Origin of the sequence: Algoriphagus sp. NBT04N3, from assembly GCF_019443765.1 — a bacterium.
Taxonomy (GTDB): Bacteria; Bacteroidota; Bacteroidia; order Cytophagales; family Cyclobacteriaceae; genus Algoriphagus; species Algoriphagus ornithinivorans.
In genome coordinates, this window is sequence record NZ_CP048415.1 from 1,237,459 (window position 1) to 1,260,307 (window position 22,849).

Sequence of the window (22,849 nt, forward strand, 5' to 3'; positions counted from 1 at the left end):
TTAAGCAGAGGGTATAAATTGATGTTCCTTCTGGGTGTAGAAGAAGATTGATTCGGACAAGACGTAGTTTGAAACTATTCCCCAACGATGATTTGGCTACACTCAAAAGGAGCTACTATTTGATGACTTGTTAGTGGCAGGCTTTTGTAATTTCTTTAATAATATGATTTAGCTTAAGAAACTCCTCTTCTTTCTCAAACAAGTAATTGAATTCTATCGCAATACCATTTTCATCAGCAATTTTGATCCTATTCGCTCCAAACTTTCTTAGAATTTTTAGAAGGTTTGCTTTGTTATTGTCTTTATATTGATTTTTGAATAATCCTAATCGCTTTATATTAACTACTTCTTTAAAGTCGAATTTACTAATGTTAACGTCTTCTAGTCTAATTTTAGTTTTATGAAGGTTATAACCTTGATTATTTTTGTTTAATAATCCTTCTAAAACAATTTTTGGAGATTCGGTATTCAACACTATAAAATACTTTGTCTTGATTCCATAGAAATAGTTATCATTAGACACTTCTATTTCCAAATTATTCTTGGAAGCAAAAGTTCTCCAAATATTATCTACTTCTTTACAATTCATGTTATCGGGTTGTTTTTGCTTGCACCTATTATTGATTTAACCCTCTAGTCCTAAGGGATAAATACCCCTTTTGTATAGTTTATCTTTATTAAGCTCGATAGTTCAGCAAGGACTCCAATAGTGAAATTCAATCAACTTTCCTTCCCGAAAAAGAAAGAAAAACCCATCATCGGCATCAGTAAATCGGCCCTTAATACTAAATAATAGCTCATCATCTTTTCCGGAAATTTCGATGGGTCCAGCTTTTTTTTCCATAAAAAACTCAACTTCCTGAAGGGTGCTTTTTCCACTGAATTCAATTTCCTCAAAATACGTCCACTTCATTTCACCTGCCGCATCGAAAAGAACCAATTCTGAAATATAACCTTCCTCAGTATTCCCTATCCAAGTGACGTGATCATAGGTTAGCTGATGATAGCTTTTTCCCTGCTCCTGATTGGAATGGAAACCACATTCGTAGTTAGTTTCCGTGCTCTTTGTTGGTCCGTACTTTTCAAAAATCCCCTTCAGTCCCTGTTGCCGAAATGCCAATCCATCGACATAAATATATTCTGGCAAGAAGGTCTTTTCCTTTGGTGCGAAAAGAAGGGCCAAAGGCATTAAAATTGAAAAAATAGCCTTGATCATCAATCTTCAACTTCCACGATCACCTCGATTTCAACAGCAATGTCATTCGGAAGGGCTGCTACACCTACTGCCGAACGGGCATGTTTTCCTTTTTCTCCAAAGACTTCAACCATCAGATCAGAAAAACCATTGATAACGGCTGGATGTCCGGTAAAGTCTGGTGCCGAATTCACCATACCCAGCACCTTTACAAACTGCTTGATTTTGCTTAAGTCTCCTCCTGTTGCTGCCTTGAGTACGGCGATGATCTCAATCCCGGTCTCCCTAGCAGCCCGATAGCCTTCCTCAGGACTCAAATCTGCTCCTACTTTTCCATAAATATCAGGTCCATTTCCCGCCAAAAAGATCAAATTACCTACTTGCTTCCATTTTACATAATTGGCCATTGGAGCACTAATCTCAGGAAGCTCAATTCCCAATTCTTTTAATTTTTCTTCTGGGCTTTGTGCATTGCTAAAATTCGAAAAGCAAAAGAGGATAAAAACGAGGGTAAGTAATTTTTTCATTGGATTTTTGATTGAACCAACCTAATCTAGCAGAATAATTCATAACTACCTATTTAACCTATCTGTAATTGTGGAAGCTATTCAAATTATTCCTTTCGAAAATTCACTTCGTACTCATTTTGAAATCATTAATAAGGCTTGGGTTGAAGAGTTGTTTGCTATAGAGCCATTTGATAAAGAACAATTGGAACAGCCGGAAAAAACGATTTTGGAAAAAGGAGGCGCCATAATTTTCGCCAAAAAAGGAGAGGAAATCGTAGGTACTGTTGGACTTTCCAAAATTGATGATCAAACTTATGAGTTGATAAAAATGGGAGTTTCCAAGAATGCCCAGGGAATGGGAATTGGGAAGAAGCTTGGAATTGCCATTCTGGAAAAAGCCAAAGAAATGGGTGCTAGCAAAGTGGTTTTATACACCCATACCAAGCTTCAGGCAGCATTAAAAATTTACCAGAACTTAGGGTTTCAAGAAGTGCCAGTTCGGGATGGGAAATATTGCAGATGTGACTTGATGATGGAAGTGCAGCTTTAATGAGCTGATTTGCTGATTTTTATCAGTTTTTTCACTGACCTTTTTCAAAGGAATTTGTCCTGATTTTCATGAACTTGTGGGTAAATCAAAAATCTAGAAGCCATGAAAACTATAGCTGTTCCATTTGATTTTTCCTCTTATTCTCTTGCAGCCCTCAAGACTGCACAGAAAATAAGCGCAAAAACCAATGCCAATATTTTAGTGATTACGGTCATTCCTTCTGAAGTCGACTTTGAAAAACTTTCTGAAGAAGCCAAGAAGAAATACTCTGAGCTAACTGAGCAAAAACAAGAAGCTGAATTAGTTTTACCTGAATACGTTCGTGAAATAGCTCCGGCAAAATCCCAGATTGATTATCAAGTAAAAGTAGGTGTTCCTTGGGAAATGATATTAAGGACTATTAAAGAGGAAAATGTTGAGCTTCTGGTGATGGGAGCTTATGGAAAAGGTTATTCTGAGGGGAAATTTATAGGCTCTACCTTGCAAAAAGTATTGAGAAATTCTCCTTGTCCTGTTTTGGCTGTGAAGGAAGCCTTGGATGGAAATGATCTAAGGAAAATTGCTTTTTGTTCCAATTTCCATCTTAAATCAAGAGAAAGCTTTTCAATCATTAAATCCCTCCTTAAAGCATTCAAGTGTAGTGTTCATTTGCTTTATGTGAATACTCCCGATCACTTTACTTCTTCCGAGGAAGTCAAAAAAGGAATGGATATGTTTCAAAAAGGAAATGAGGAAATTGTTTTCCATCAGCATATTCACAATGCAAAAGAAGTGGAAAATGGAATTATCAACTTCACTTCTGAAAATGGTATCAAATGGATAGCAATTGAAACAGGCCACCATGAGAAAAGTCTTTCTTATCAAGTAGGAACTACAGAAACGGTCTTATTTAAAGGCAATTTGGGCGTTTTGAGTATCAAGCAGTAGCCTGTTTTGGTTGATCTAGATTAGATGATTCAGTTTTTGGGTGTTGCCAATGCAAGACGGCAACACCCAAACTGTAAAGACTTCTACAATATTCATTTCCAACATTGCTTAAGGTAGAAAAAGGAATATCTGTCTGATGGCTTTTTGCTTCTTTGTATAAGTCTTCCATAAAAATTTGATCTTGATATTGAAGTTGCTGTAGCCATTGAGGTACTTCTCTGTTTTCTTTTTCTTCCAGCCTCAGTTGTTCTATTTGTTCAAATAACACTTTTGCATGATCCTGGATTTTAAGCAGGAATTTTTTCGGGAGGTTTCTTTCAGCTGATTCTAACTCTTTAATGTTTTGGGTGATGCCCTTCATAGCTTTAGCTGAATATACCATGGACCTAAGTGATTCCATGAGCGAACTTAGATGTCTTGCCTCAACTTCAGAGATTGGTTCGCTTTGAATCTTTATATGATACTCTGTAATTTCGTCTTCGATTTCTTTGATTTCGTTGTAGACATGGATTAATTCAAATGAGCGGCCCAATACTTTTTGCCAAATACTTTCATGTTCTCCTGCTTTTGCCTCGATTCCCAGGGTCTCCTTGATAAAAAATTTGGTGCGGTCGAAAACCGAGTCTAGCTCTTTCTCTACAGCTTTTATGGCTGCTTCCGGAACAGAAGTGTCTACATTGTGAATAAATGAGGTTAAGCTTATTTTCTTGGTTTTAAAACGTTGATTAATCCAAGATCTCAAAAAACCCAAAAAAGGAAAGAAAATGATAATCCCCGCTAGGTTCATCAACGTGTTGAATACAACCAATAAGATCAAATGATCTCCTCCAATTCTACTGTTTTCTAAGACGGTGATGAAATAGGGGATAAATGGAAAAATCAGTATCCCAGTACAGAAATTAAATATGAAATGGACTGAAGCCAGCCTTTTTTTATCGGGAGTTCCACCAATTGCTCCCAGAATAACAGTGATGGTTGTTCCAATATTGGCTCCCACTGTTGCAGCTGCCGCTTGATCTAAAGTGATTACATCTGAATTTAATGCACTGAGTAAAATTACCAGTGTAGCTGAGCTGGATTGAATCAAAGCAGTAAGAACAATGCCTAGCCCCAAAAAGAATATCAGTCTTACCTCTGCAAATTGACTCAATTCCATTTTTTGAGCCAGCAATTCAATGGATGTTTTCATTAAATCAATCCCAAAAAATAAAAACCCGAAACCTAATAGAAGGAGGCCAAAATTCTTGATGTAAACTCTTTTATTAAAGAATTGAAAGAATAAAGCTCCAATTCCTATAAAAGGGAGTGAGAAAGAGGAAATGCTGATTTTAAATCCTAAAGTGGCAACTATCCATGCGGTAACTGTAGTCCCTAGGTTAGCTCCTAGTATTACTCCAATGGAGTTTTGAAGGCTGATGAGACCTGCTCCTAAAAATGCTAACACCATCAAAGTAACTAAAGAGCTACTCTGTAAAATTGAAGTAATAAAGGTTCCAGTAAGGATGCCTTTCCAGCTTTTGTTGGTAAATTTTTGGAGTAGGGCCCTAAAGGATTTACCAGCAAGCTCTTTGAGACCATTTTCCATTTGGTGCATTCCCAAAAGGAAGATTCCCAATCCTGCTATAAATTCCCAATAGTTAAGATTTTCCATAGAAAGAGATCACCTCGTTTGGAGGAAATCATTTACGGAAATTAATGGAAATATGAGGAATGAAAAATGATAAAAAGCAGGTTTACCAGAATCTGAATCTCTTTTCGTTAACTCTGTTTCTGAAAATCCAGTTGTCAAAAATATCTCTGGAGAAGTGGATTTCCAGCCCAACATTGACAGTCATATAGCCGTCATATCGATGAGTTAAGCCTGATCCCCGCCGTATTCTACCTCCATTGCGAAGGATTTTATCTACATCCGGCATACCATTATCATCCAAAAACCCCGGATTTCTAATAGCCAGCCTCAATCGATCGGGATTTCTTCCCGTTACATAATCATCAACTAAGTCTAGGTAAAATTCACTGACATTGTAGGCTGAAATATCATCCATGTAATCAGTCAAAGTGAATCTGTAATTACCCTCGAAAGTCAAATCCATGTAGACATTAAGTTTGTACTTGAATCCCAATCCCATAGGAAAAACCATGATGTATCGCTCGTAGGGGTTGTTTTCAAGTTGGAGCGGTCTTAAATCTACCCACTGCCCGTCTAATTGAGCTTCAGGATTATTAGTAGACATCCCTATCCCGAAGAATATATAGGGATTCCATAGAGGTCTATGGATGTTGGGAACTTTTACTGGGTGCCAATAGTATTCTACAATACCAGTTACTTCCCAGTTTTGTGCTCTGAAATGCAGGTTTCTTGGAGTACGAAATGCTCTGGGATCTGAAGGAGGGTCTTGCCCCGACATTTTATAATAAGAAAAATCCCCTCTTGCTCGTAAATGTGTACCGAATGTATAATGAAAAGAAATATTAGCATTCCAATCCGGCTGAACCCCTTCATTATATTTCCAAAAGGAATATAATTCTCCAAAATACTGGGTAGGACCAATACTGGCAGAAAAAGACCATGGCTCCTCAAAACGATAGCGATAGAAGCTTTGGGAGATAGACTCAAAGCTGATAAATAAAAATAATATTAGAAGTAACTTTCTCATCTTTAGGCCATTTGTAAGCCTACTCCTCAGGTAATTTATCGAAAAATAGCCTAATTTTTTAAATTTTCAAATCCTGATTTTAGATGCAAGTCTCTTTGAGGGAATGGAATTTCAATTCCTTCTTCACCAAACCTCTTAAATACTTCATAATAAAGTTGGCTTTTGAGCACATTGGGTCTGTTGATATATTCTGAGGTCCACACTCTTAAAGTAAAATTGATGGAGTTATCCCCATAATCAGAGAAGAGTACATCTGTTTCAGGTGTGTTAAGTACTCCCGGATTTTTCTTAGCTACATCCAATAAAATTTCTTTGACCCGTTGTGGATTTTCTTTGTAAGAAACCCCAACAGGAAAATTAAACCTAACCATTCTATCTGAGTGGGACCAGTTAATTACTTGACTATCAATAAACTGACTGTTTGGTACAATGATGGTGATATTATCGTTGGTGACAATCATTGTGGAGCGAGCAGAAATTTTAATTACGTCACCAGTCACATCTCCAACTTCAATTCTATCCCCGACTTTGATGGGTTGCTCGAATAGAATAATCAAACCACTTATAAAGTTGTTGGTCACATTTTGCAAACCAAAACCAATACCAACACCAATTGCTCCGGCCAAGACCCCGAATGCACTGAGGTCAATTCCGTTTGTTTGTAAAATTGAAAAAATACCTGCCAAAATCAGGAGGTATTTGACCATGGTTCCAATGGATTGCCTGGTTCCGGTAGTGATTTCGTAACGCTTTAAAATTTTATTGACTAAAAGCCTTCGAATCCATTCCGATATCACAAAAAGAGCTATAAATGAAAAAATCAGCGTAAGAAGTAGGCCTATCGTTAGCTTGGACTCCCCTAAATTGACTAAACTGACATTTAAAATTTCCTCAAGCCAATCTATAAAATTAGAGACAGGAGCTGCTTTTGTATTATTTGCTTCACTTTGCATAGAAAATCGCTGTATTTTTCGAAATTCGTCGATTAATCATCAGAATTGAATACCCAATCTAAAGTAATTTTAGCTGGATTAAAAAATCCATATTTTATTTTGTTTATAGGTTGGAAATTTTCCCCTTCTGAAATTATCGATTGATTTTAGTTAATTTTGTGACATGAGTAAACACAGAGAAGAACTCGAGCACCGATTAAAACTCCGAAATATTAAGCTTTCCGATTTCGATGATATCCGTGATATCATGGTATCGATATACAAAGATAAAGGCATGGCCTGGACCCGTCAGGAATTGAAGAACCAGTTGAAGGTTTTTCCTGAAGGTCAGATTTGTATTGAAGATAATGGAAAGGTAGTCGCTGCTGCTCTCAGTATAATTGTTGATTATTCTCAATTTGGAGATAACCATACTTACGATCAAATCACCGGATTCGGCAAATTCGATACACATGATGATGAGGGTGATACGCTCTATGGAACGGATGTATTCGTGCATCAAGAATATCGTGGAATGCGATTGGGTCGTCGACTCTATGATGCCCGTAAAGAGCTTTGCGAAAACCTGAATCTCCGCTCTATCATTGCAGGGGGAAGAATTCCAGGGTATGCCAACTATGCCGATGAAATGACTCCTCGAAAGTACATCGATTTGGTCAAGAATAAAGAGATTTTCGATTCCGTTCTTTCATTCCAACTCGCCAATGAGTTCCACGTGAGGAAGGTGATTACAAAATATCTTCCGGAAGATATTGATTCCAGAGCTTATGCTACTTTGTTGGAATGGATCAATATTTATTATGAAAAAGATGAAAAGCTAATTGGTAATAAAAAATCCATTGTTCGTCTAGGTTTGGTTCAGTGGAAAATGAGAAGATTTTCCAATGTGGATGATCTGATGCAGCAGGTTGAATTTTTCGTCGATACTGTTTCTGGATATAAATCGGATTTTTGCTTACTTCCTGAATTCTTCAATGCTCCGCTATTGGCTGAGTTTAATGATATGGATGCCTCAGAAGCAATCCGAAATCTGGCAGACTACACAGAAGAGATTGTAAGTAGAATGAGTGATTTGGCGGTTTCTTACAACGTGAACATCATTGCTGGATCCATGCCGGAATATGATGGCAAGAAACTTCGAAATGTAAGTTACCTGTGTAGGAGAGATGGAACGCATGCCAAGCAATACAAACTTCACATCACACCAGATGAGGCAGCATATTGGGGGCTTCAGGGCGGAAATGGAATCAATGTTTTTGATACGGATGCAGGAAGGGTTGGAATTCTAATTTGTTATGACGTGGAATTTCCTGAATTAGGGAGAATCCTTGCAGAACAAAACATGGATATTTTATTTGTTCCTTTCTGGACGGATACAAAAAATGCTTTCCTACGGGTAAATACCTGCGCAAGATCGAGAGCAATTGAAAATGAATGCTATGTAGCAATCACAGGGTCTGTGGGTAACCTTCCAAAAGTGGAAAACATGGATATCCAATACTCACAGGCTGCTATATATTCCCCTTCAGATTTCTCTTTTCCACATGATTCTATCGTAGCCCAAGCATCAGAAAATGCAGAAACTACAATTGTCGCGGATGTGGACTTAGACCTTTTGACTAAGCAAAGAAAAGCTGGAAGCGTGAGAAACTTAGAACAAAGAAGACTAGACCTATACTCTATACAATGGAAACAGAAGAAATAATCAATCAACTCTTTTCCGGGATTTCAGAGGAGGTTTTGCAAAAAGCATCCGCTATCAAATTACTGATTACTGATGTAGATGGTGTGCTGACCGACGGTGGGATCATCTATGATGACTTAGGCACGGAGTATAAGAAATACAATGTCAAAGATGGCTTGATTGTTCAGCATTTGAGAAAAAACCGCATTATGGTGGGTGCAATTACAGGTCGCTCATCCAAGGTAGTGGAGAATAGATGCGAGGAATTGCGTTTTGATTTTCATTATCACGGGGTAAAGGATAAATGGAAAAAACTAAGCGAAATCCTGGAAACGCTTGAAATAGCACTGCATGAGGTCGCCTATATTGGAGATGACCTGATTGATCTGCCTATTTTAAGTAAAGTTGGATTTTCAGTGGCTCCAGCAGATGCAATGGCATATGTCAAACCTCAAGTGAATTATGTCACCCTTGCTGCTGGAGGCAAAGGTGTTTTCAGAGAAGTAGCAGACCTAATATTACATTCCAAAGGCAAATTGATTCCTTTGATAGAAAATCATATTGTAAAAGCAAAAGAAGATGAATAGAACCACAAGCACCATGAAAATCAGAGAGGGAATTGTTTTAGGTTCCGATAAACCTGTTCTTTTCTCTGGCCCTTGTGCCGTGGAGAGCTATGATATTTGTCTGGAAATTGGCACGAAGGTGAAGGCTTGGGCTGAGGAAAATGGTTTTCACTATGTTTTCAAAGCCTCATTTGACAAAGCAAATAGAACCTCTTCCAATTCTTTCCGAAGCATAGGAATGGATAAATCTTTGGAGGTTTTGCAGCGGGTAGGTCAAGCTTTGGATGTGCCCTTGGTAACAGATATTCATGAAAGTTATCAGGCAGCTGAAGTGGCAGAAGTAGTGGACGTGCTTCAGATTCCGGCTTTCTTATGTAGGCAAACAGATTTACTTTTGGCTGCAGCAGAGACCGGAAAGGCTGTAAAAATTAAAAGAGGTCAGTTTATGGCTCCTGAAGACATGCAGTATGCAGTCAAGAAAGTAAGATCTGTCGGAAATGAAAATGTCTGTTTGACCGAGCGTGGGTTCTCATTGGGATATCATAATCTGGTTGTAGATATGAGAGGTCTTCCGATCATGCGACAATTTGCTCCTGTGGTATTTGATATCACCCATTCAGTTCAACAGCCTGGAGGCCAAGGCGGAAGCAGCGGAGGTCAAAGAGAGTTTGCTCCGGTTTTAGCGAGAGCAGCGGCCGCAACTGGAATAGACGGCTTCTTTATTGAAACCCACCCAGAACCAGCAAAGGCATTGAGTGACGGACCAAATTTGATTCCTTTAGCCAAAATGGGAGATTTTTTGGCTATGTTGAAAGAGTCTTGGGCTTTGGGAAGAAAATACCAGGATTTTAATGTCGAAGAATAATTCAAAATTTATGAAAGCTAATAGCCACTATATAAACCGCTTCTTTTTGATTGCGGTTTTTTTATTCTCAGGAGTTTGCTCGGCTTTTGCCAGTCAAAAGGAGGTTGCTGATAAGATTAGGTTTATCCTGGAGACCGATCAACCCCAAAGAAAATTGGAAGTGAGAGGCTTGCCATTATTGACATCCAGTGAAATTCATACTTTTTACGGAGCGAGAGAGTTTAACCCAGTTTGGTCTTTCAATGGGGAATTGACCGAATTTGCTTATGAGATGCGCTATGAGATCATCCAGTCAAAATATGATGGGCTAAACCCTGAAGAGTATAATTTGAAATTAATTCAGACCTATTTTGAAGCTTTTGAAAGTAATAAAAAGAAGAAAAATGCGAATGATTTCAGTGATTTGGCTGATTTTGATTTGCTTTTGACTGATGCGTTTTTCAAGCTGGTTACTCATTTGGAAGTTGGAAAAGTTGACCCATCATCCTTGAAAAGTAACTGGGGAATTGAGCCTATTCAAAAGCAATTAGACTATATAGAATTACTGCATACTGCTCTTATGAGAAAGGAAATTCGGCCAGTGATCCAGTCTGTTTATCCTAAATTTGAAATCTATCGAAAGGGCAGAGAAGTAGTCAGAAATCTCGAATCCATCGCGAAAAATGATTCTTTGGATTGGAAACCAGTCAAAGAAAACAAATCAATTAAAGTAGGTGAGACAAATTCTGCTATTCCCGCTATACGAGATAGATTGATTTTTTGGGGATATTTTTCCGGAACTGCTGTTGCTGATAAATCGTCAAAACTCTATGACTCTCTTCTTTTTGAAGTTGTAAAAAGATATCAGGCAGATAATGGGCTTGAAGCAGACGGTATCTTGGGTAGATTGACTTTAGAGTCCCTCAATCAATCTCCAAAAAGTTTGATCGATAAAGCTTCAGTAAACCTGGAAAGGCTGAGGTGGCTTCCGGACACCATTCAAAATTCCACCTACATTTTGGTCAATATTGCCAATTTTGAATTGGACTTTATTGATAATAGGGACACGCTTTTTTCTGAAAAAGTTATTGTTGGCCAGCCTTATCATCAGTCTCCAGTCTTTTTGGCTCAGATGAGTTATATTGTTTTCAGTCCATATTGGAATATTCCTTATTCCATTATGCGGAATGAAACCCTTCCTGCCATTCGAAAAAACCCTTCTTATTTAACTAGAAATAATATGGAGGTGATTACCCGATCAGGGAAATATGTAGATCCTTCTACTGTAGATTTTAGCAGCAAGTCCTTTCCATACTTGATTAGGCAAAAGCCAGGACAAAATAATTCGCTGGGACTGGTTAAGTTTATGTTTCCGAACAAGTACAGCGTTTATATTCATGATACTCCCACGAGAAACTTATTTGAAAAGGAAGAGCGAGCGCTCTCGCATGGTTGTATCAGGTTGAAAAATCCCACCCAACTAGCACAATTACTATTAAAAAATAATCAAGATTGGGATTCACAAAAAATTGAAAAAGCTATGAATCAGCCTAGAGAACAAATTGTAAACCTGGACAAAAAGATACCCGTTATCTTGGTTTACCTTACTTTCTGGGCGGACTCAAATGGAAAGGGTCATTTCAGATCAGATATCTATCAGCGTGACGCTGAGATTTTAGCGGCCCTAAGATCTTTTTAAGGTTGAGCTAGTTCGGAATTTTCTAAGTAGTCAGGAGCTTTGCCGAACACGAACATTAATGATCCTTCTTTTATAATGTCTATTGCTTCTTTGCTGATATCAGGGGGGAGTGCTGGACAGCCTAAGCTTCTTCCTAATCGTCCTGTAGCCTTCGCAAATTCCTCTTTTGCATAATCTGCGCCATGGATAACTATAGCTCTCTTTCGTGCTTGATCATTGATTCCCTTTTCCAGTCCATCGATTCTCAAAGAATAACCATGCTTCCCAAAATAAGTCTCCGCTGTTTTAAAAAATCCCAAGCTGCTCTTATAAGATTCGGGTTTATTGGAAAAAGATTCAGCCATCAATTGACCGGAATTTCTTCCATGTGATACAACTGTGTTGATTAAGATTTCTGATTTTTCCATATCGATTACCCAAAGTCTTTTCTCGGTAGATGGGAGGCTGAAATCGATAATTGTCAATACAGGATTTTCCAAATTATGCTCCAACTTTTCCCACCCATTCATAGCAAGCTCAAAAATTTCTTTAGAAGGAACCAAAGGTGCATCATCAACAATCAGTTGATAAAGTTTTTCACTTTCAGATATTTTAGAGAGGTTGGGAGTAGGAGTAGTGTGGATGATATTTGCTGTTAAAGCAAAGCTTATTAGCGTGTGAATTATGGTAGGTAGGGTCATAATTTTTCCTTCTTTACAAAAGCCAAGCCAAATATTTAACTAGGATATTATTTGATTATCAAGGACTTGGCTAATCTGGGTGATAAGCGAACGTCCACTTTAAGGAACTAAAATAAAGTGGACTTTTGTTCCTTTTACGGTGAAAATTTCTATTTATTACCTCTGAATTTGATAAATGGTTAATTTTGCCGACTGCAAAAAATAAATGGTTGAACAGCAGGAGCTTGAAATTTCTGTTTAAAGAATTTAAATAAAAATTAAACAAAAATAATTGAACTGCTGTTCAGAGAAGTAATGAAAGTAACCGTATTCCGCAAAGAGCACTTCAACGCCGCGCACAGGCTTAACAATCCTGCCTGGTCACCTGAAAAAAACCAAGCTGTTTTTGGTAAATGCAATAATCCCAATTACCACGGACACAATTATGATTTGATAGTAAAACTCAGGGGAGAAGTTGATCCTGATACAGGATACGTTTATGACATGAAAGTGCTTAGCGATCTTATCAAAAAGCACGTATTAAATAAATTTGACCACAAAAACCTAAACTTGGATACCGATGAATTCAAAAATCTCAACCCTTCCGCTGAAAATATTGCAGTGGTTATTTGGAATATTTTGAGGGAAAAAATTGATCGGAAATTCGAATTAACGATTCGACTTTATGAAACAGAAAGAAACTTTGTTGAATACGATGGGAATTAATCTGTCCCGGGCTTCATTTGAGGAAATCGGTGAAGAGCATGTTGGAACTTCTTTAGAAACTCCTTTGAGAGAGGATGCTTTCGAAATGGATGATGATTTAAAAGTGGAATTGATTGAAAAGCACTTCCGTGAAATCATGAACATTTTGGGATTAGACCTCACAGATGATAGTTTGAAAGGTACTCCTCATCGGGTGGCCAAGATGTATGTGAAGGAGGTTTTCGCAGGTTTGAATCCAAAGAATAAGCCAGCTGCAAAACTTTTTGAGAACAAGTATAAATACAATGAAATGTTGGTTGAAAAAGATATCACGTTTCATTCTCATTGCGAACATCATTTCGTTCCGATCTATGGTAAGGCTCATGTGGCTTACATTTCTAATGGAAACGTGATCGGTCTTTCCAAAATCAATAGAATAGTACAGTATTTTGCTAAAAGGCCTCAGGTTCAAGAAAGATTGACCATGCAAATTGGTAATGAGTTGAAAGAAGTTTTAGGCACTGAAGACGTAGCTATTATCATGGATGCATATCATATGTGTGTCAGCTCGAGAGGTGTTAATGATACCAACAGCTCAACCGTTACTTCCTTTTATTCAGGCAAGTTTGAACGAGACGAACAGGCTAGAAATGAATTTCTGAAGTATATCAGTTTAGAAAAGTAAAATATACCCTACTAAACCAACTTTAAAAACCGGGCAAAAGCTCGGTTTTTTTTGTTTTTCACAAAACAAATTCCTTCATCAAATGCTTTTATACATGAAACCAAACAAGTTATGCAAGGAAAAAATATTGTTATCATCGGAGGAAACTCAGGAATTGGAAAAGCTATTTCGGAATCATTAAAATCAAAAGGTGCAAATCTCTATTTGTACTCCAAAAGTGGTGATGGAACTACTGAATTGGACATCACCGAAGATTTTGACCAGTTACCAGATTCACCTGATGTTATTGATGGTTTGGTTTATTGTCCAGGCACTATAAATCTGAAGCCTTTTCATAGAATTTGCATAAGTGATTTCCAAAAAGAATTAGACATTAATTTTTTGGGAGCAGTTAAAGTTTTGCAAGCTTCTATGAAGGCTTTGAAAAAGTCTGATTCGCCTTCAGTTGTAATGTTTAGTACGGTTGCAGTTCAGACTGGTATGGGTTTTCATGCCAGTATTGCAGCAGCAAAAGGTGCTGTAGAAGGGCTGACAAGATCATTGGCGGCTGAATGGGCACCTTCAAAGATTCGAGTAAACGCCATAGCTCCCTCTTTGACAGACACCCCATTGGCAAATGCATTGTTGTCATCTGATGATAAAAAAGAAGCAAGTAATAAAAGACATCCTATCGGAAGATACGGTACTCCGGAAGACATTGCTAATGCTGCAGTATTTTTGCTGTCTGAGGAAAGTTCCTGGATGACTGGTCAGATAGTGCATTTGGACGGAGGAATGTCCAATCTTAAATAAACTTTAAACAATTTCAATAGAATTTTGTCATTACTTAGGGTACGGTCCCGAGAAGAACGAGCTGTGAATATGAAGACTCCACCTGAATCATTCCTATTGTTTAAGGAAGAATTGAGGAAAGCCCAACTCGAAAAAGAAAGGCTAAAGAAAGACTATGAGAATAAGCTTGCAGAAGTTAATCAAGAGCTTGCGAGGCTGAAAGAGCAAATTAAGTCTCAGCAGGACATGATGCGGACTACTCTCGAATATGCCTCAAACCTAGAAGTTCGCTTGGAGCAATTCAAAGACGAAGTCAATCAATCTGAAACCAAGCGTAAAAATACAGTCTATTAATCCCTCACCATCTTGCCATGAACGACACCTTATATCCATCAGAAACGCGAGATTTTGAACTGGCTTTTGAAGAAAAGTATGCACGCGTTTTAATTAATCCTGACAAAGGAATTGTGATTTGTGAATTACTTGCAGACTATATCCCCATTGAAGATTTCAAGGAAACATTCAATCAAATAGGTGGGATAGTCAAAGCAGGTAAGTACGAAAAATTCATTTTCGACAAGAGATCTCTGAGAGCCTTCCATCAACCTACAATGGAATGGTATTTCATTCATTGGAAGAAAGATATGTTAGCATATGGTGTGAAAACCCATCGTAAAATCCTTCCAGATGAAAAGTGGTTTGAAAAAATGGTTCAAATAGCAAAGAATCAGATTTTGGAAACCTATCCGGATAATATTATTGATCAATTGGATATCAAATATTGTGATACCATTGAAGAGGCAATTAAAAAATGATCAAGCATTTCAGCAAAGAGGATATTCTGGAATCTGACTCATTTTTCAGAAGAAATCTGATTAATTGCCTATCAGGATACAAAAGCCTAAACCTAATTGGTACAAAGAGTAATACAGGAATCAATAATTTGGCTCCTTTTTCTCAGGTTTTTCATATAGGTGCATCTCCTCCATTGGTGGGCATTCTCTTTAGGCCTCATACTGTTCAGAGAGATACGCTGGAAAATATTCTGGAAACAGAGGTTTTTACTCTCAATCATGTTACCCCAGAATTTTACAAAGAAGCTCACTGGACCTCAGCTAGATGGGAGGGTTCTGAATTTGAAAAAACTGGCCTTGAAGAGGAATATTTGGAGCAATTCTATGCCCCTTTTGTTAAAAAGAGTCCTCTCAAATTGGGCTGTTCATTAGTTGAGACACAAACATTAAAAATTAATGAAACTGTTTTGCTGATAGCTTCTATAGATCACATATACGTGGAAGAAAAAGGGCTAAGGCAAGATGGATCTCTTGATCTAAATATTTTGGAATCTGTCACAGTTTCAGGTTTGGATGAGTATCATGTCGGTGAAAAGCTGAGTAGACTCAGTTACGCCAAACCTGATAAACTTCCACAAGAAATTTAAATCCTCGAAAGAGGATTTTCTTTTTTATGAGTATTTGATAGTTTTGGAAAAAGACTTTTTATGAAATATTTCTTTACTACTCTTATCGCAGTTTTAGTTTTATACTCCTGCAGTCAAAAAAAATCCGAGGAAATCTCAGGTTCTTATGTCCCAGAATTAGTATTGGTAGACAGTATGCGCATAGATCGCTTGGTCGTTCCAACTTTGCTGGATTATTCTGATGATGCTCAGAAATTTTTGTTTTTCGATTTTAAAAGCAATGAATTTATCCTAACAGACAATTCTGGTAATATTCTCAAGGTTGCTAATCGAGCTCAAGATGGGCCTGATAGTTACAAATCCGGATATTTTGAAGCCTCAAGATTTATTTCTAATGATAAAATTTTAGTAAAAACTTTCTCAGGAAATTTTATTTACAATCTTGAATTTGAATTAATTGAGCAGCATCCAACACAAATTCACATTTTATCAAGGTTGATGGGAGATACTCCCAGTCTTATTTCAAGAGATGGAATGGTATTTATGTTTGGGTTTAGGGAAAGTGAGCAAGATCAATTTTTAAAAAATGGTCTAGTGGAAATGGATACTTATGATTTTCTTAAGGTTAGTACTGCAGATGGAAATCAGCTTCATTCTTCTAAAGTCCCGAAATCATTAAACTATATTCAAGATAAAGGTGAATATCTTAGTTATGAACCAAATGCTTATTTGAAAAATGATCAAATTTTCTTGCAGTTCACATTAACGCCAAAATTATATAAGTATTCTTTTCCTGAATTGAATCTTTTGGATTCTATAAATTTAAATCCTGGTGAAAATTTTAAAATTACAAAGCCGACAATCCCCAATCAAAACTTCGATGTATTTTTCGAGGATCTTCGAGGTTCTAGGTATCAGAATTTTACCTTTTCTAATGATTATTTAATAACATGGTATTTGAAAGGAGCACCGGATGAAGAAGTGGATGCTTTAGATAGGAGAGTAGTTGGGGATGAAAAGTATATGAGCGTAGAAGAAAAATATAAAACGCCTGTATACCAGATTTTTAAAGATGATAAAAAGCTTTGGGAGGGGGAGTGGCCAATTAAACTTCAGGCAAAAAAAGAGTTACTCTATTCAGTTAATGCCAAACCCGGTGAAGACCCGAATGCTGAAGAAAGAGATTTTCAGACTTTTTACTTTTATGAGTTGAAATAAACAATATTGGGGTTCTATGGCTTAAATTAATCGATGACCCCTGTTCCATTGAATTTGCTAGAACTTACAGAATTCGGTTTGTATTGCCCTCCCGCCCAAGTATTTATTGATCCTTGGAGGCCTGTTGGTAAAGCGCTCATTACCCATGCGCATTCAGACCACTCCCGTTGGGGAATGAAGGCTTACCTAGCTCATCATCACTCTGCGGAAGTGATGAAATTGAGGTTAGGTGAGGATATTAACCTTCAAACCCTCGAATACGGTGATGAACTTTTAATTAACGGAGTCAAAGTTTCTTTTCATCCTGCCGGACATATTCCCGGATCGGCTCAAATTAGATTGGAACACAAAGGCCGTGTAGCTGTAGTCAGTGGTGATTACAAAGTGGAAGATGATGGTCTATCAGCTGCTTTTGAGCCTGTTAAGTGCCATGAATTTGTATCAGAGTGCACGTTCGGGCTCCCGATTTATAAGTGGGAAAGTCAAAAAGAGATTTTCAATCAAATCAATTCTTGGTGGAAAGAAAATGCAGCCGAAGGCCGAAATTCAGTGCTATTTGCTTATTCCTTAGGAAAGGCACAAAGAATATTGCAAAACTTGAATCCTGATATTGGTGATGTTTTCGTTCATGGAGCAGTCTGGAACACCAACCAAGCTTTATTGGCAAATGGCATTTCCCTTTGGGATGTCCCAAAAGTCACTCAAGAAATTCCAAAAAGTAAATACAAAGGGGCTTTGATTATAGCGCCACCATCGGCCATGGGAACTCCCTGGATGCGAAAATTTTCCCCCTATAGGACAGGGATTTGTTCAGGCTGGATGGCAATTAGAGGCACCAGAAGGAGGAGAGCAGCCGACAGGGGATTTGTTTTATCAGATCATGCTGATTGGGAGGGATTGATACAGGCAATTACTGCTACTGAAGCTGAGAAAGTCTATCTGACTCATGGTTCCACTGCCGTTTTTGGCAAATACCTTCAGGAAGAAAAGGGGATAGATGCAGTTGAGTTAAAAACCTTATTTGGTGAGGAAGAGGATACGCAGTAATTATTATTCTATAAATAGCTGATAATTAGTTTGTTTATGAATTTTACTGGAATATTGTTTAAAACTATCACCAAATTTTCTTTGCCGTATTTCAGCAAACCGACCATCCTGCTTACCTTTGCGCATGGCAGAACAAATTTTGATCCTCGATTTCGGTTCTCAGTACACCCAACTCATCGCCCGAAGAGTTCGAGAACTGAATGTTTATTGTGAAATTCACCCTTTTAATAATGTTCCTGAGATCAATGATGATATCAAAGGGATCATTTTATCCGGGTCTCCTTGCAGCGTAAGAGATGAAGGAGCTCCTGATTTGGATTTGGATAGCTTGAGAGGCAAGCTTCCGATCTTGGGAGTTTGTTATGGATCCCAGCTTTTAGCGCATAAATATGGGGGCGAGGTGCTTCCTTCCACGATTCGTGAGTACGGAAGAGCTAATCTTGATCATATTGACCTGCACCATGATCTTCTGAAAGAAATGACTCATGGTTCTACTGTTTGGATGTCTCATGGAGATACCATCAAAAAATTACCGGAAGGATTTAAAGTTATTGCCAGTACTTCTTCTGTGGAAGTCGCTGCATTTAAGATTGAAGGAGAAAAAACCTACGGGATACAGTTCCACCCTGAAGTAACACACTCTACGGAAGGAAAAAATCTTCTAAGAAACTTCGTGGTTTCTATTTGCGGATGTGCTCAGGATTGGACCTCTGATGTGTTTATTGATGCGACTATTGAAGATTTGAAATCTAAAATCGGATCAGATAAAGTAGTGATGGGCTTATCCGGTGGGGTGGATTCATCAGTTGCTGCAACTTTAATTCACAGAGCAATTGGGGATCAACTTACCTGCGTATTTGTGGACAATGGATTGCTTCGAAAGAATGAATTCGAAGAAGTACTAGAATCCTACAAAGACATGGGTTTGAATGTGATAGGTGTAGATTCCAAGCAAAGGTTTTATGATGCCTTAGCTGGATTAACAGATCCTGAAGCCAAAAGAAAAGCAATCGGAAGAGTCTTCATTGAAGTATTTGACGATGAGGCTCACAAAATTGACGGAGTTAAATGGCTGGGTCAAGGTACGATCTACCCAGACGTGATTGAGTCAGTATCCGTCAAAGGTCCTTCTGCCACCATTAAATCTCACCACAATGTAGGAGGGCTTCCAGACTTCATGAAGCTATCCGTTGTCGAGCCTTTGAATACCTTATTCAAAGATGAGGTAAGAGAAGTGGGAAGAGCTTTGGAGATTCCCGAAACCATTATTGGAAGACATCCTTTCCCTGGTCCGGGTCTAGCTATTCGGATTTTGGGAGATATCACTGCCGAAAAGGTAAAAACCCTGCAAGAGGTTGATCATATTTTTATTCAAGGCTTGAAAAATCATGGCTTATATGATCAAGTTTGGCAAGCTGGTGCAATACTTCTTCCTATTCAATCTGTAGGGGTGATGGGAGATGAGCGTACCTACGAAAGAGTGGTTGCCTTGAGAGCAGTAGGTTCCGTAGATGGAATGACTGCAGATTGGATTCATTTACCGTATGAGTTTTTGGGAAAAATGTCCAACGAAATCATCAACCGTGTAAAAGGTGTAAATAGAGTAGTCTATGATATTTCTTCCAAGCCACCAGCAACAATCGAGTGGGAATAATTTCAAAAAATCAATAAATGTTAAAACCCGAGGCTTTGTCTTCGGGTTTTGCTTTTATAATCTATTATGGTCCAAACTTTGGGTTTGGAAATAATGGCTTAAATTTGTCTATTCAGTTTGATTCATACCCTTGATTCATGAGAAAATCCTTCCTTTTCCTAGCAGTTTTTTTCATTAGTATTTTGGCTTGGTCTCAAAATTTGCCTGAGAATTATAGACGAGCCCAAGTTCAATTAAATTCCGGGTCCTATTGGGAGGCCATGAATTCTTTTAAGGAATATGTTTCTGTTGAAAAATATGGGAATCTAGCCAATTACGCAGCATTTCACGGAGCTCAGGCTGCTTTGGGTGCCAATCAGCCTAATCAAGCCATAGATTTTCTTGAGCCTCTTACCTCTCGAAATTGGGATAAAGGCGAGGAGGCTAAATACCTTTTAGCAACAGCATACTTTCAAAATAGTCAGGCACTGCAGGGACTGAAGGAAGTTAGCCAGCTTCAAGATGAAGAGATCAAAAGAAAATCGCAGAATTTAATTTATGAATTTCTAATTAAGCAAAGCCCTGATTTCTTGATTAGAAATTTGAGAGAGTTTCAGGAATTATCCGGCTACACAGCAGCTTTAAGTTCTGTTTTGAATAGCAAATCGGTACTTTCTTCAGAAGAAAGAGCACTGTATTATGAGCTTCAGGGAATAGGAGAATTAAGTGGTTCCTCTAAAATCAAAGATGAGGTTTTGGATATTGTAGTAATTCTTCCTTTTACTGATGGCAGGTCTGGAGAAATTTCTCCATCATCATTTACCTATGAATTATTTGAAGGGATTCGGTTTGGTGTAAATCAACTTAAAAGAGAAGGGAAAAGGGTGAATTTGATTTCCTTTGATTCTAAGCGAGATTTAAACCACTTGCAGAATATACTGAAAGAACCTGCTGTAAAACGTGCCGATGTAATAGTTGGACCTATTTACTTGGAGGAATCTGATTTAGTGAGCGCATTTGCGGAAAATGCCAAGATTCCTTTTATCCACCCTCTTTCCAATTTGGGAGAAAGATTTCAGGATAAGCAATATAGCTATTTATTCAGACCATCTGCTGAGAATATAGTAGATGGAATTGTTCAAAATCTGAAATCTCAAAGGTGGGGTAAAAGAGTGGCCATTGGGTACAGCATTAGCTCAAGGGATGAAAAAATGAATGCCTTTCTGAAGGAAAAATTGACAAAAGAAGGGTTTAGAATAGTGGATTCCCAACCTTTGAATCCCAGAAATGCAGCTAGTTTTCTTGCTGATTTAGGAGTAAGGCCTGGAAGAGATAGTGCCAATTTGAAGGTAGATCAGGTGATAATGCTGAGCGATGATCCTGCCATAGCCCAGTCTACACTTTCCTTGATAGAATCAGTAACAACATCTTTACCGATTTTGGTAATGGATTCCTGGCTTGGTTTCAATTTTGCGAATTTTGAGATGTTGGAGGATCAGAATTTCTACTTTATTTCCAACAATTCTCCAGCTTTGGATAAAGAGGCAATGATAGCGTTTAAAACGGATTTTTATAACAAAAATTTAGTCTTCCCTTCCATGAATGCTGTTTTGGGGAAGGAGCTAATATTTTGGCTTTCCTCCAACTTAAGCCCAAGCTTTGGGTTTGATCTTAGAAGGAGCTTGAATCAACAGCAGTTTCAACAAGGAAACATAACTTGGGGATTTAATTTTCTGAACAGCAATTCAAATAATTATGTACCTGTATTCGGTTTTGAATACGGTGAATTGAAACCTTTAACAAATCAATGAATATTTCTGAAAGCAAGCGGCTTTTTGCCCATGCCCAAAATTTTATTCCAGGTGGAGTAAACTCACCAGTCCGTGCATTTCGTGCAGTGGGGGGTGACCCTATTTTCATCAAAAGAGCCGATGGGGCATTTATCTTTGATGAAGATGACAACAAATATATAGAGTTGATTAATAGCTGGGGGCCAATGATTATTGGCCACAATCATGCTCTGATTAGAGAGGCCGTGATTAAGGCTATGGAAAATGGAACCTCATTCGGGGCTCCTACCGCTAGAGAAATAGAAATTGCCGAATTGATTATCAGCATGGTTCCTTCGGTAGAGAAAGTGAGGATGGTTAATTCGGGAACTGAAGCAACCATGTCTGCGATTCGTCTAGCTAGAGGATATACTGGTCGGGATAAGATTGTCAAAATGGAAGGGCATTATCATGGACACGGAGATTCATTTTTGATTTCTGCTGGTTCAGGTGCTATTACCATGGGAAATCCCGATTCACCAGGGGTTACCAAAGGAACAGCAAAAGACACCTTGCTTGCCCCTTATAATTCTTTGGATGCAATTGAGAAATTGGTGGCTGCAAATAAAGGAGAAATTGCGGCATTGATTTTAGAACCTGTTCCAGGTAATATGGGTTTGGCTACTCCTATGCCAGGCTATTTGGAAGGTTTGAGAGAGATTTGTACCCGTGAGGGAATCGTTTTGATTTTTGACGAGGTCATGACAGGGTTTAGATTAGCTCCCGGTGGTGCGCAAGAACTATATGGAGTAACTCCTGACATGACTACTCTGGGAAAAATTATCGGCGGTGGCATGCCGGTAGGTGCCTATGGTGGCAAGAAAGAAATCATGGAGCATGTTTCTCCAGCAGGACCGGTTTATCAAGCAGGTACATTATCAGGAAACCCCATAGCCATGGCCGCAGGCTTGGCAATGCTGAGGCATTTAAATGCACATCATGGGATTTACGGAACTCTAAATGAAATCGGAAGAAAAATTTCTGAGGGAATAAAGAAGATTAATATTGAATTAGGCTACTCTTACACGGTTAATCATTTAGGCAGTATGTATTCCTTATTCTTTTCTGATGAGCCTGTGATTGATTTTGAATCTGCAAAGAAGTCAAATACAGCGCTTTTTGGTAAGTACTTCCAAGCTATGCTGAAAAGAGGAGTTTACTTAGCTCCTTCTCAGTTTGAGAGCTTATTTCTATCCACTGCATTGACAGATGATTTGATTCAAAAAATTCTGGATGCTCATAGAGAAAGTATGTTGGAAATCCATTCATAAGTGAAAGGCCGTTAATTCGGCCTTTTT

At 38.2% G+C, this 22,849-nt stretch carries 24 protein-coding genes; 17 read left to right on the forward strand and 7 right to left on the reverse strand.

Annotated elements, in window-relative coordinates; all coding sequences use genetic code 11:
• Positions 1–130 precede the first annotated feature (130 nt).
• The 3 genes from GYM62_RS05285 to GYM62_RS05295 form a co-directional block, all read right to left on the reverse strand.
• Positions 131–589 (reverse strand): hypothetical protein, encoded by a 459-nt coding sequence (locus GYM62_RS05285; protein ID WP_219958620.1) that lies wholly within the window; start codon positions 587–589, stop codon positions 131–133.
• Between the two features lie 102 nt (positions 590–691).
• A complete protein-coding gene (locus tag GYM62_RS05290; protein WP_219958621.1) occupies positions 692–1,216 on the reverse strand; it encodes a hypothetical protein in 525 nt (174 codons plus the stop codon).
• Positions 1,216–1,722, reverse strand: a complete 507-nt coding sequence (locus GYM62_RS05295; RefSeq protein ID WP_219958622.1) for a RidA family protein — start codon at positions 1,720–1,722, stop codon at positions 1,216–1,218. The genes GYM62_RS05290 and GYM62_RS05295 overlap by 1 nt, the downstream gene beginning before the upstream one ends.
• A gap of 70 nt (positions 1,723–1,792) precedes the next feature.
• Between GYM62_RS05295 and GYM62_RS05300 the strand changes: the two genes are divergently transcribed.
• Positions 1,793–2,254, forward strand: coding sequence for a GNAT family N-acetyltransferase (locus tag GYM62_RS05300; RefSeq protein ID WP_219958623.1), 462 nt, complete (start codon positions 1,793–1,795; stop codon positions 2,252–2,254).
• 102 nt (positions 2,255–2,356) lie between these two features.
• A complete protein-coding gene (locus tag GYM62_RS05305; protein WP_219958624.1) occupies positions 2,357–3,181 on the forward strand; it encodes a universal stress protein in 825 nt (274 codons plus the stop codon).
• On the opposite strand, the gene GYM62_RS05310 is transcribed toward GYM62_RS05305, so the two are convergent.
• The 3 genes from GYM62_RS05310 to GYM62_RS05320 all read right to left on the reverse strand — a co-directional run bounded on the left by GYM62_RS05310 (position 3,171) and on the right by GYM62_RS05320 (position 6,791).
• A complete protein-coding gene (locus GYM62_RS05310; RefSeq protein ID WP_219958625.1) occupies positions 3,171–4,832 on the reverse strand; it encodes a Na/Pi cotransporter family protein in 1,662 nt (553 codons plus the stop codon). The two genes, GYM62_RS05305 and GYM62_RS05310, sit on opposite strands and share 11 nt — an antisense overlap.
• Positions 4,833–4,914: 82 nt before the next feature.
• Positions 4,915–5,838, reverse strand: coding sequence for a hypothetical protein (locus GYM62_RS05315; protein ID WP_219958626.1), 924 nt, complete (start codon positions 5,836–5,838; stop codon positions 4,915–4,917).
• A gap of 50 nt (positions 5,839–5,888) precedes the next feature.
• Positions 5,889–6,791 carry a mechanosensitive ion channel family protein gene (locus GYM62_RS05320; protein WP_219958627.1) on the reverse strand — a complete coding sequence of 301 codons (903 nt, stop codon included), beginning with the start codon at positions 6,789–6,791 and terminating at the stop codon, positions 5,889–5,891.
• Between the two features lie 163 nt (positions 6,792–6,954).
• On the opposite strand from GYM62_RS05320, the gene GYM62_RS05325 reads away from it, so the two are divergent.
• The 4 genes from GYM62_RS05325 to GYM62_RS05340 are packed head-to-tail and all read left to right on the forward strand — an operon-like array spanning position 6,955 to position 11,584.
• Positions 6,955–8,496, forward strand: a complete 1,542-nt coding sequence (locus GYM62_RS05325) for a bifunctional GNAT family N-acetyltransferase/carbon-nitrogen hydrolase family protein (protein WP_219958628.1) — start codon at positions 6,955–6,957, stop codon at positions 8,494–8,496.
• On the forward strand, positions 8,478–9,062 hold the full coding sequence (locus tag GYM62_RS05330) for an HAD family hydrolase (RefSeq protein ID WP_219958629.1): 585 nt from the start codon (positions 8,478–8,480) through the stop codon (positions 9,060–9,062). The genes GYM62_RS05325 and GYM62_RS05330 overlap by 19 nt, the downstream gene beginning before the upstream one ends.
• On the forward strand, positions 9,055–9,906 hold the full coding sequence (kdsA, locus tag GYM62_RS05335) for a 3-deoxy-8-phosphooctulonate synthase (protein ID WP_219958630.1): 852 nt from the start codon (positions 9,055–9,057) through the stop codon (positions 9,904–9,906). The genes GYM62_RS05330 and kdsA overlap by 8 nt, the downstream gene beginning before the upstream one ends.
• Positions 9,907–9,916: 10 nt before the next feature.
• Positions 9,917–11,584: a murein L,D-transpeptidase gene (locus GYM62_RS05340; protein ID WP_219958631.1), complete on the forward strand. Its 1,668-nt coding sequence runs from the start codon at positions 9,917–9,919 to the stop codon at positions 11,582–11,584.
• On the opposite strand, the gene GYM62_RS05345 is transcribed toward GYM62_RS05340, so the two are convergent.
• Positions 11,581–12,264, reverse strand: a complete 684-nt coding sequence (locus GYM62_RS05345; RefSeq protein ID WP_219958632.1) for a murein L,D-transpeptidase catalytic domain family protein — start codon at positions 12,262–12,264, stop codon at positions 11,581–11,583. The genes GYM62_RS05340 and GYM62_RS05345 overlap by 4 nt on opposite strands.
• A gap of 294 nt (positions 12,265–12,558) precedes the next feature.
• Between GYM62_RS05345 and GYM62_RS05350 the strand changes: the two genes are divergently transcribed.
• The 11 genes from GYM62_RS05350 to hemL all read left to right on the forward strand — a co-directional run bounded on the left by GYM62_RS05350 (position 12,559) and on the right by hemL (position 22,822).
• Entirely contained in the window at positions 12,559–12,969 is a 411-nt protein-coding gene (locus GYM62_RS05350; protein WP_091654340.1) for a 6-carboxytetrahydropterin synthase, read from the forward strand.
• Positions 12,929–13,633, forward strand: coding sequence for a GTP cyclohydrolase I FolE (folE, locus tag GYM62_RS05355; RefSeq protein WP_091654207.1), 705 nt, complete (start codon positions 12,929–12,931; stop codon positions 13,631–13,633). Before GYM62_RS05350 ends, folE begins: the two co-directional genes overlap by 41 nt.
• 111 nt (positions 13,634–13,744) lie before the next feature.
• Positions 13,745–14,425, forward strand: a complete 681-nt coding sequence (locus GYM62_RS05360; protein ID WP_219958633.1) for an SDR family NAD(P)-dependent oxidoreductase — start codon at positions 13,745–13,747, stop codon at positions 14,423–14,425.
• A 69-nt stretch (positions 14,426–14,494) separates the two neighbouring features.
• Complete coding sequence (locus tag GYM62_RS05365) at positions 14,495–14,758, forward strand: hypothetical protein (protein ID WP_091654202.1); 264 nt, start codon at positions 14,495–14,497, stop codon at positions 14,756–14,758.
• 17 nt (positions 14,759–14,775) lie between these two features.
• The gene (locus tag GYM62_RS05370; RefSeq protein ID WP_219958634.1) at positions 14,776–15,219 is read left to right on the forward strand and encodes a hypothetical protein; all 444 of its coding nucleotides are present in this window, start codon (positions 14,776–14,778) and stop codon (positions 15,217–15,219) included.
• Positions 15,216–15,845, forward strand: coding sequence for a flavin reductase family protein (locus tag GYM62_RS05375; protein ID WP_219958635.1), 630 nt, complete (start codon positions 15,216–15,218; stop codon positions 15,843–15,845). Before GYM62_RS05370 ends, GYM62_RS05375 begins: the two co-directional genes overlap by 4 nt.
• 237 nt (positions 15,846–16,082) lie before the next feature.
• A complete protein-coding gene (locus GYM62_RS05380) occupies positions 16,083–17,042 on the forward strand; it encodes a hypothetical protein (RefSeq protein ID WP_219958636.1) in 960 nt (319 codons plus the stop codon).
• A gap of 33 nt (positions 17,043–17,075) precedes the next feature.
• Entirely contained in the window at positions 17,076–18,089 is a 1,014-nt protein-coding gene (locus tag GYM62_RS05385) for a ligase-associated DNA damage response exonuclease (RefSeq protein WP_255590571.1), read from the forward strand.
• A 124-nt stretch (positions 18,090–18,213) separates the two neighbouring features.
• A complete protein-coding gene (gene guaA, locus GYM62_RS05390) occupies positions 18,214–19,743 on the forward strand; it encodes a glutamine-hydrolyzing GMP synthase (protein WP_219958637.1) in 1,530 nt (509 codons plus the stop codon).
• 137 nt (positions 19,744–19,880) lie between these two features.
• Positions 19,881–21,533: an ABC transporter substrate-binding protein gene (locus GYM62_RS05395; protein ID WP_219958638.1), complete on the forward strand. Its 1,653-nt coding sequence runs from the start codon at positions 19,881–19,883 to the stop codon at positions 21,531–21,533.
• On the forward strand, positions 21,530–22,822 hold the full coding sequence (hemL, locus tag GYM62_RS05400) for a glutamate-1-semialdehyde 2,1-aminomutase (RefSeq protein WP_219958639.1): 1,293 nt from the start codon (positions 21,530–21,532) through the stop codon (positions 22,820–22,822). Before GYM62_RS05395 ends, hemL begins: the two co-directional genes overlap by 4 nt.
• Positions 22,823–22,849: the final 27 nt, after the last annotated feature.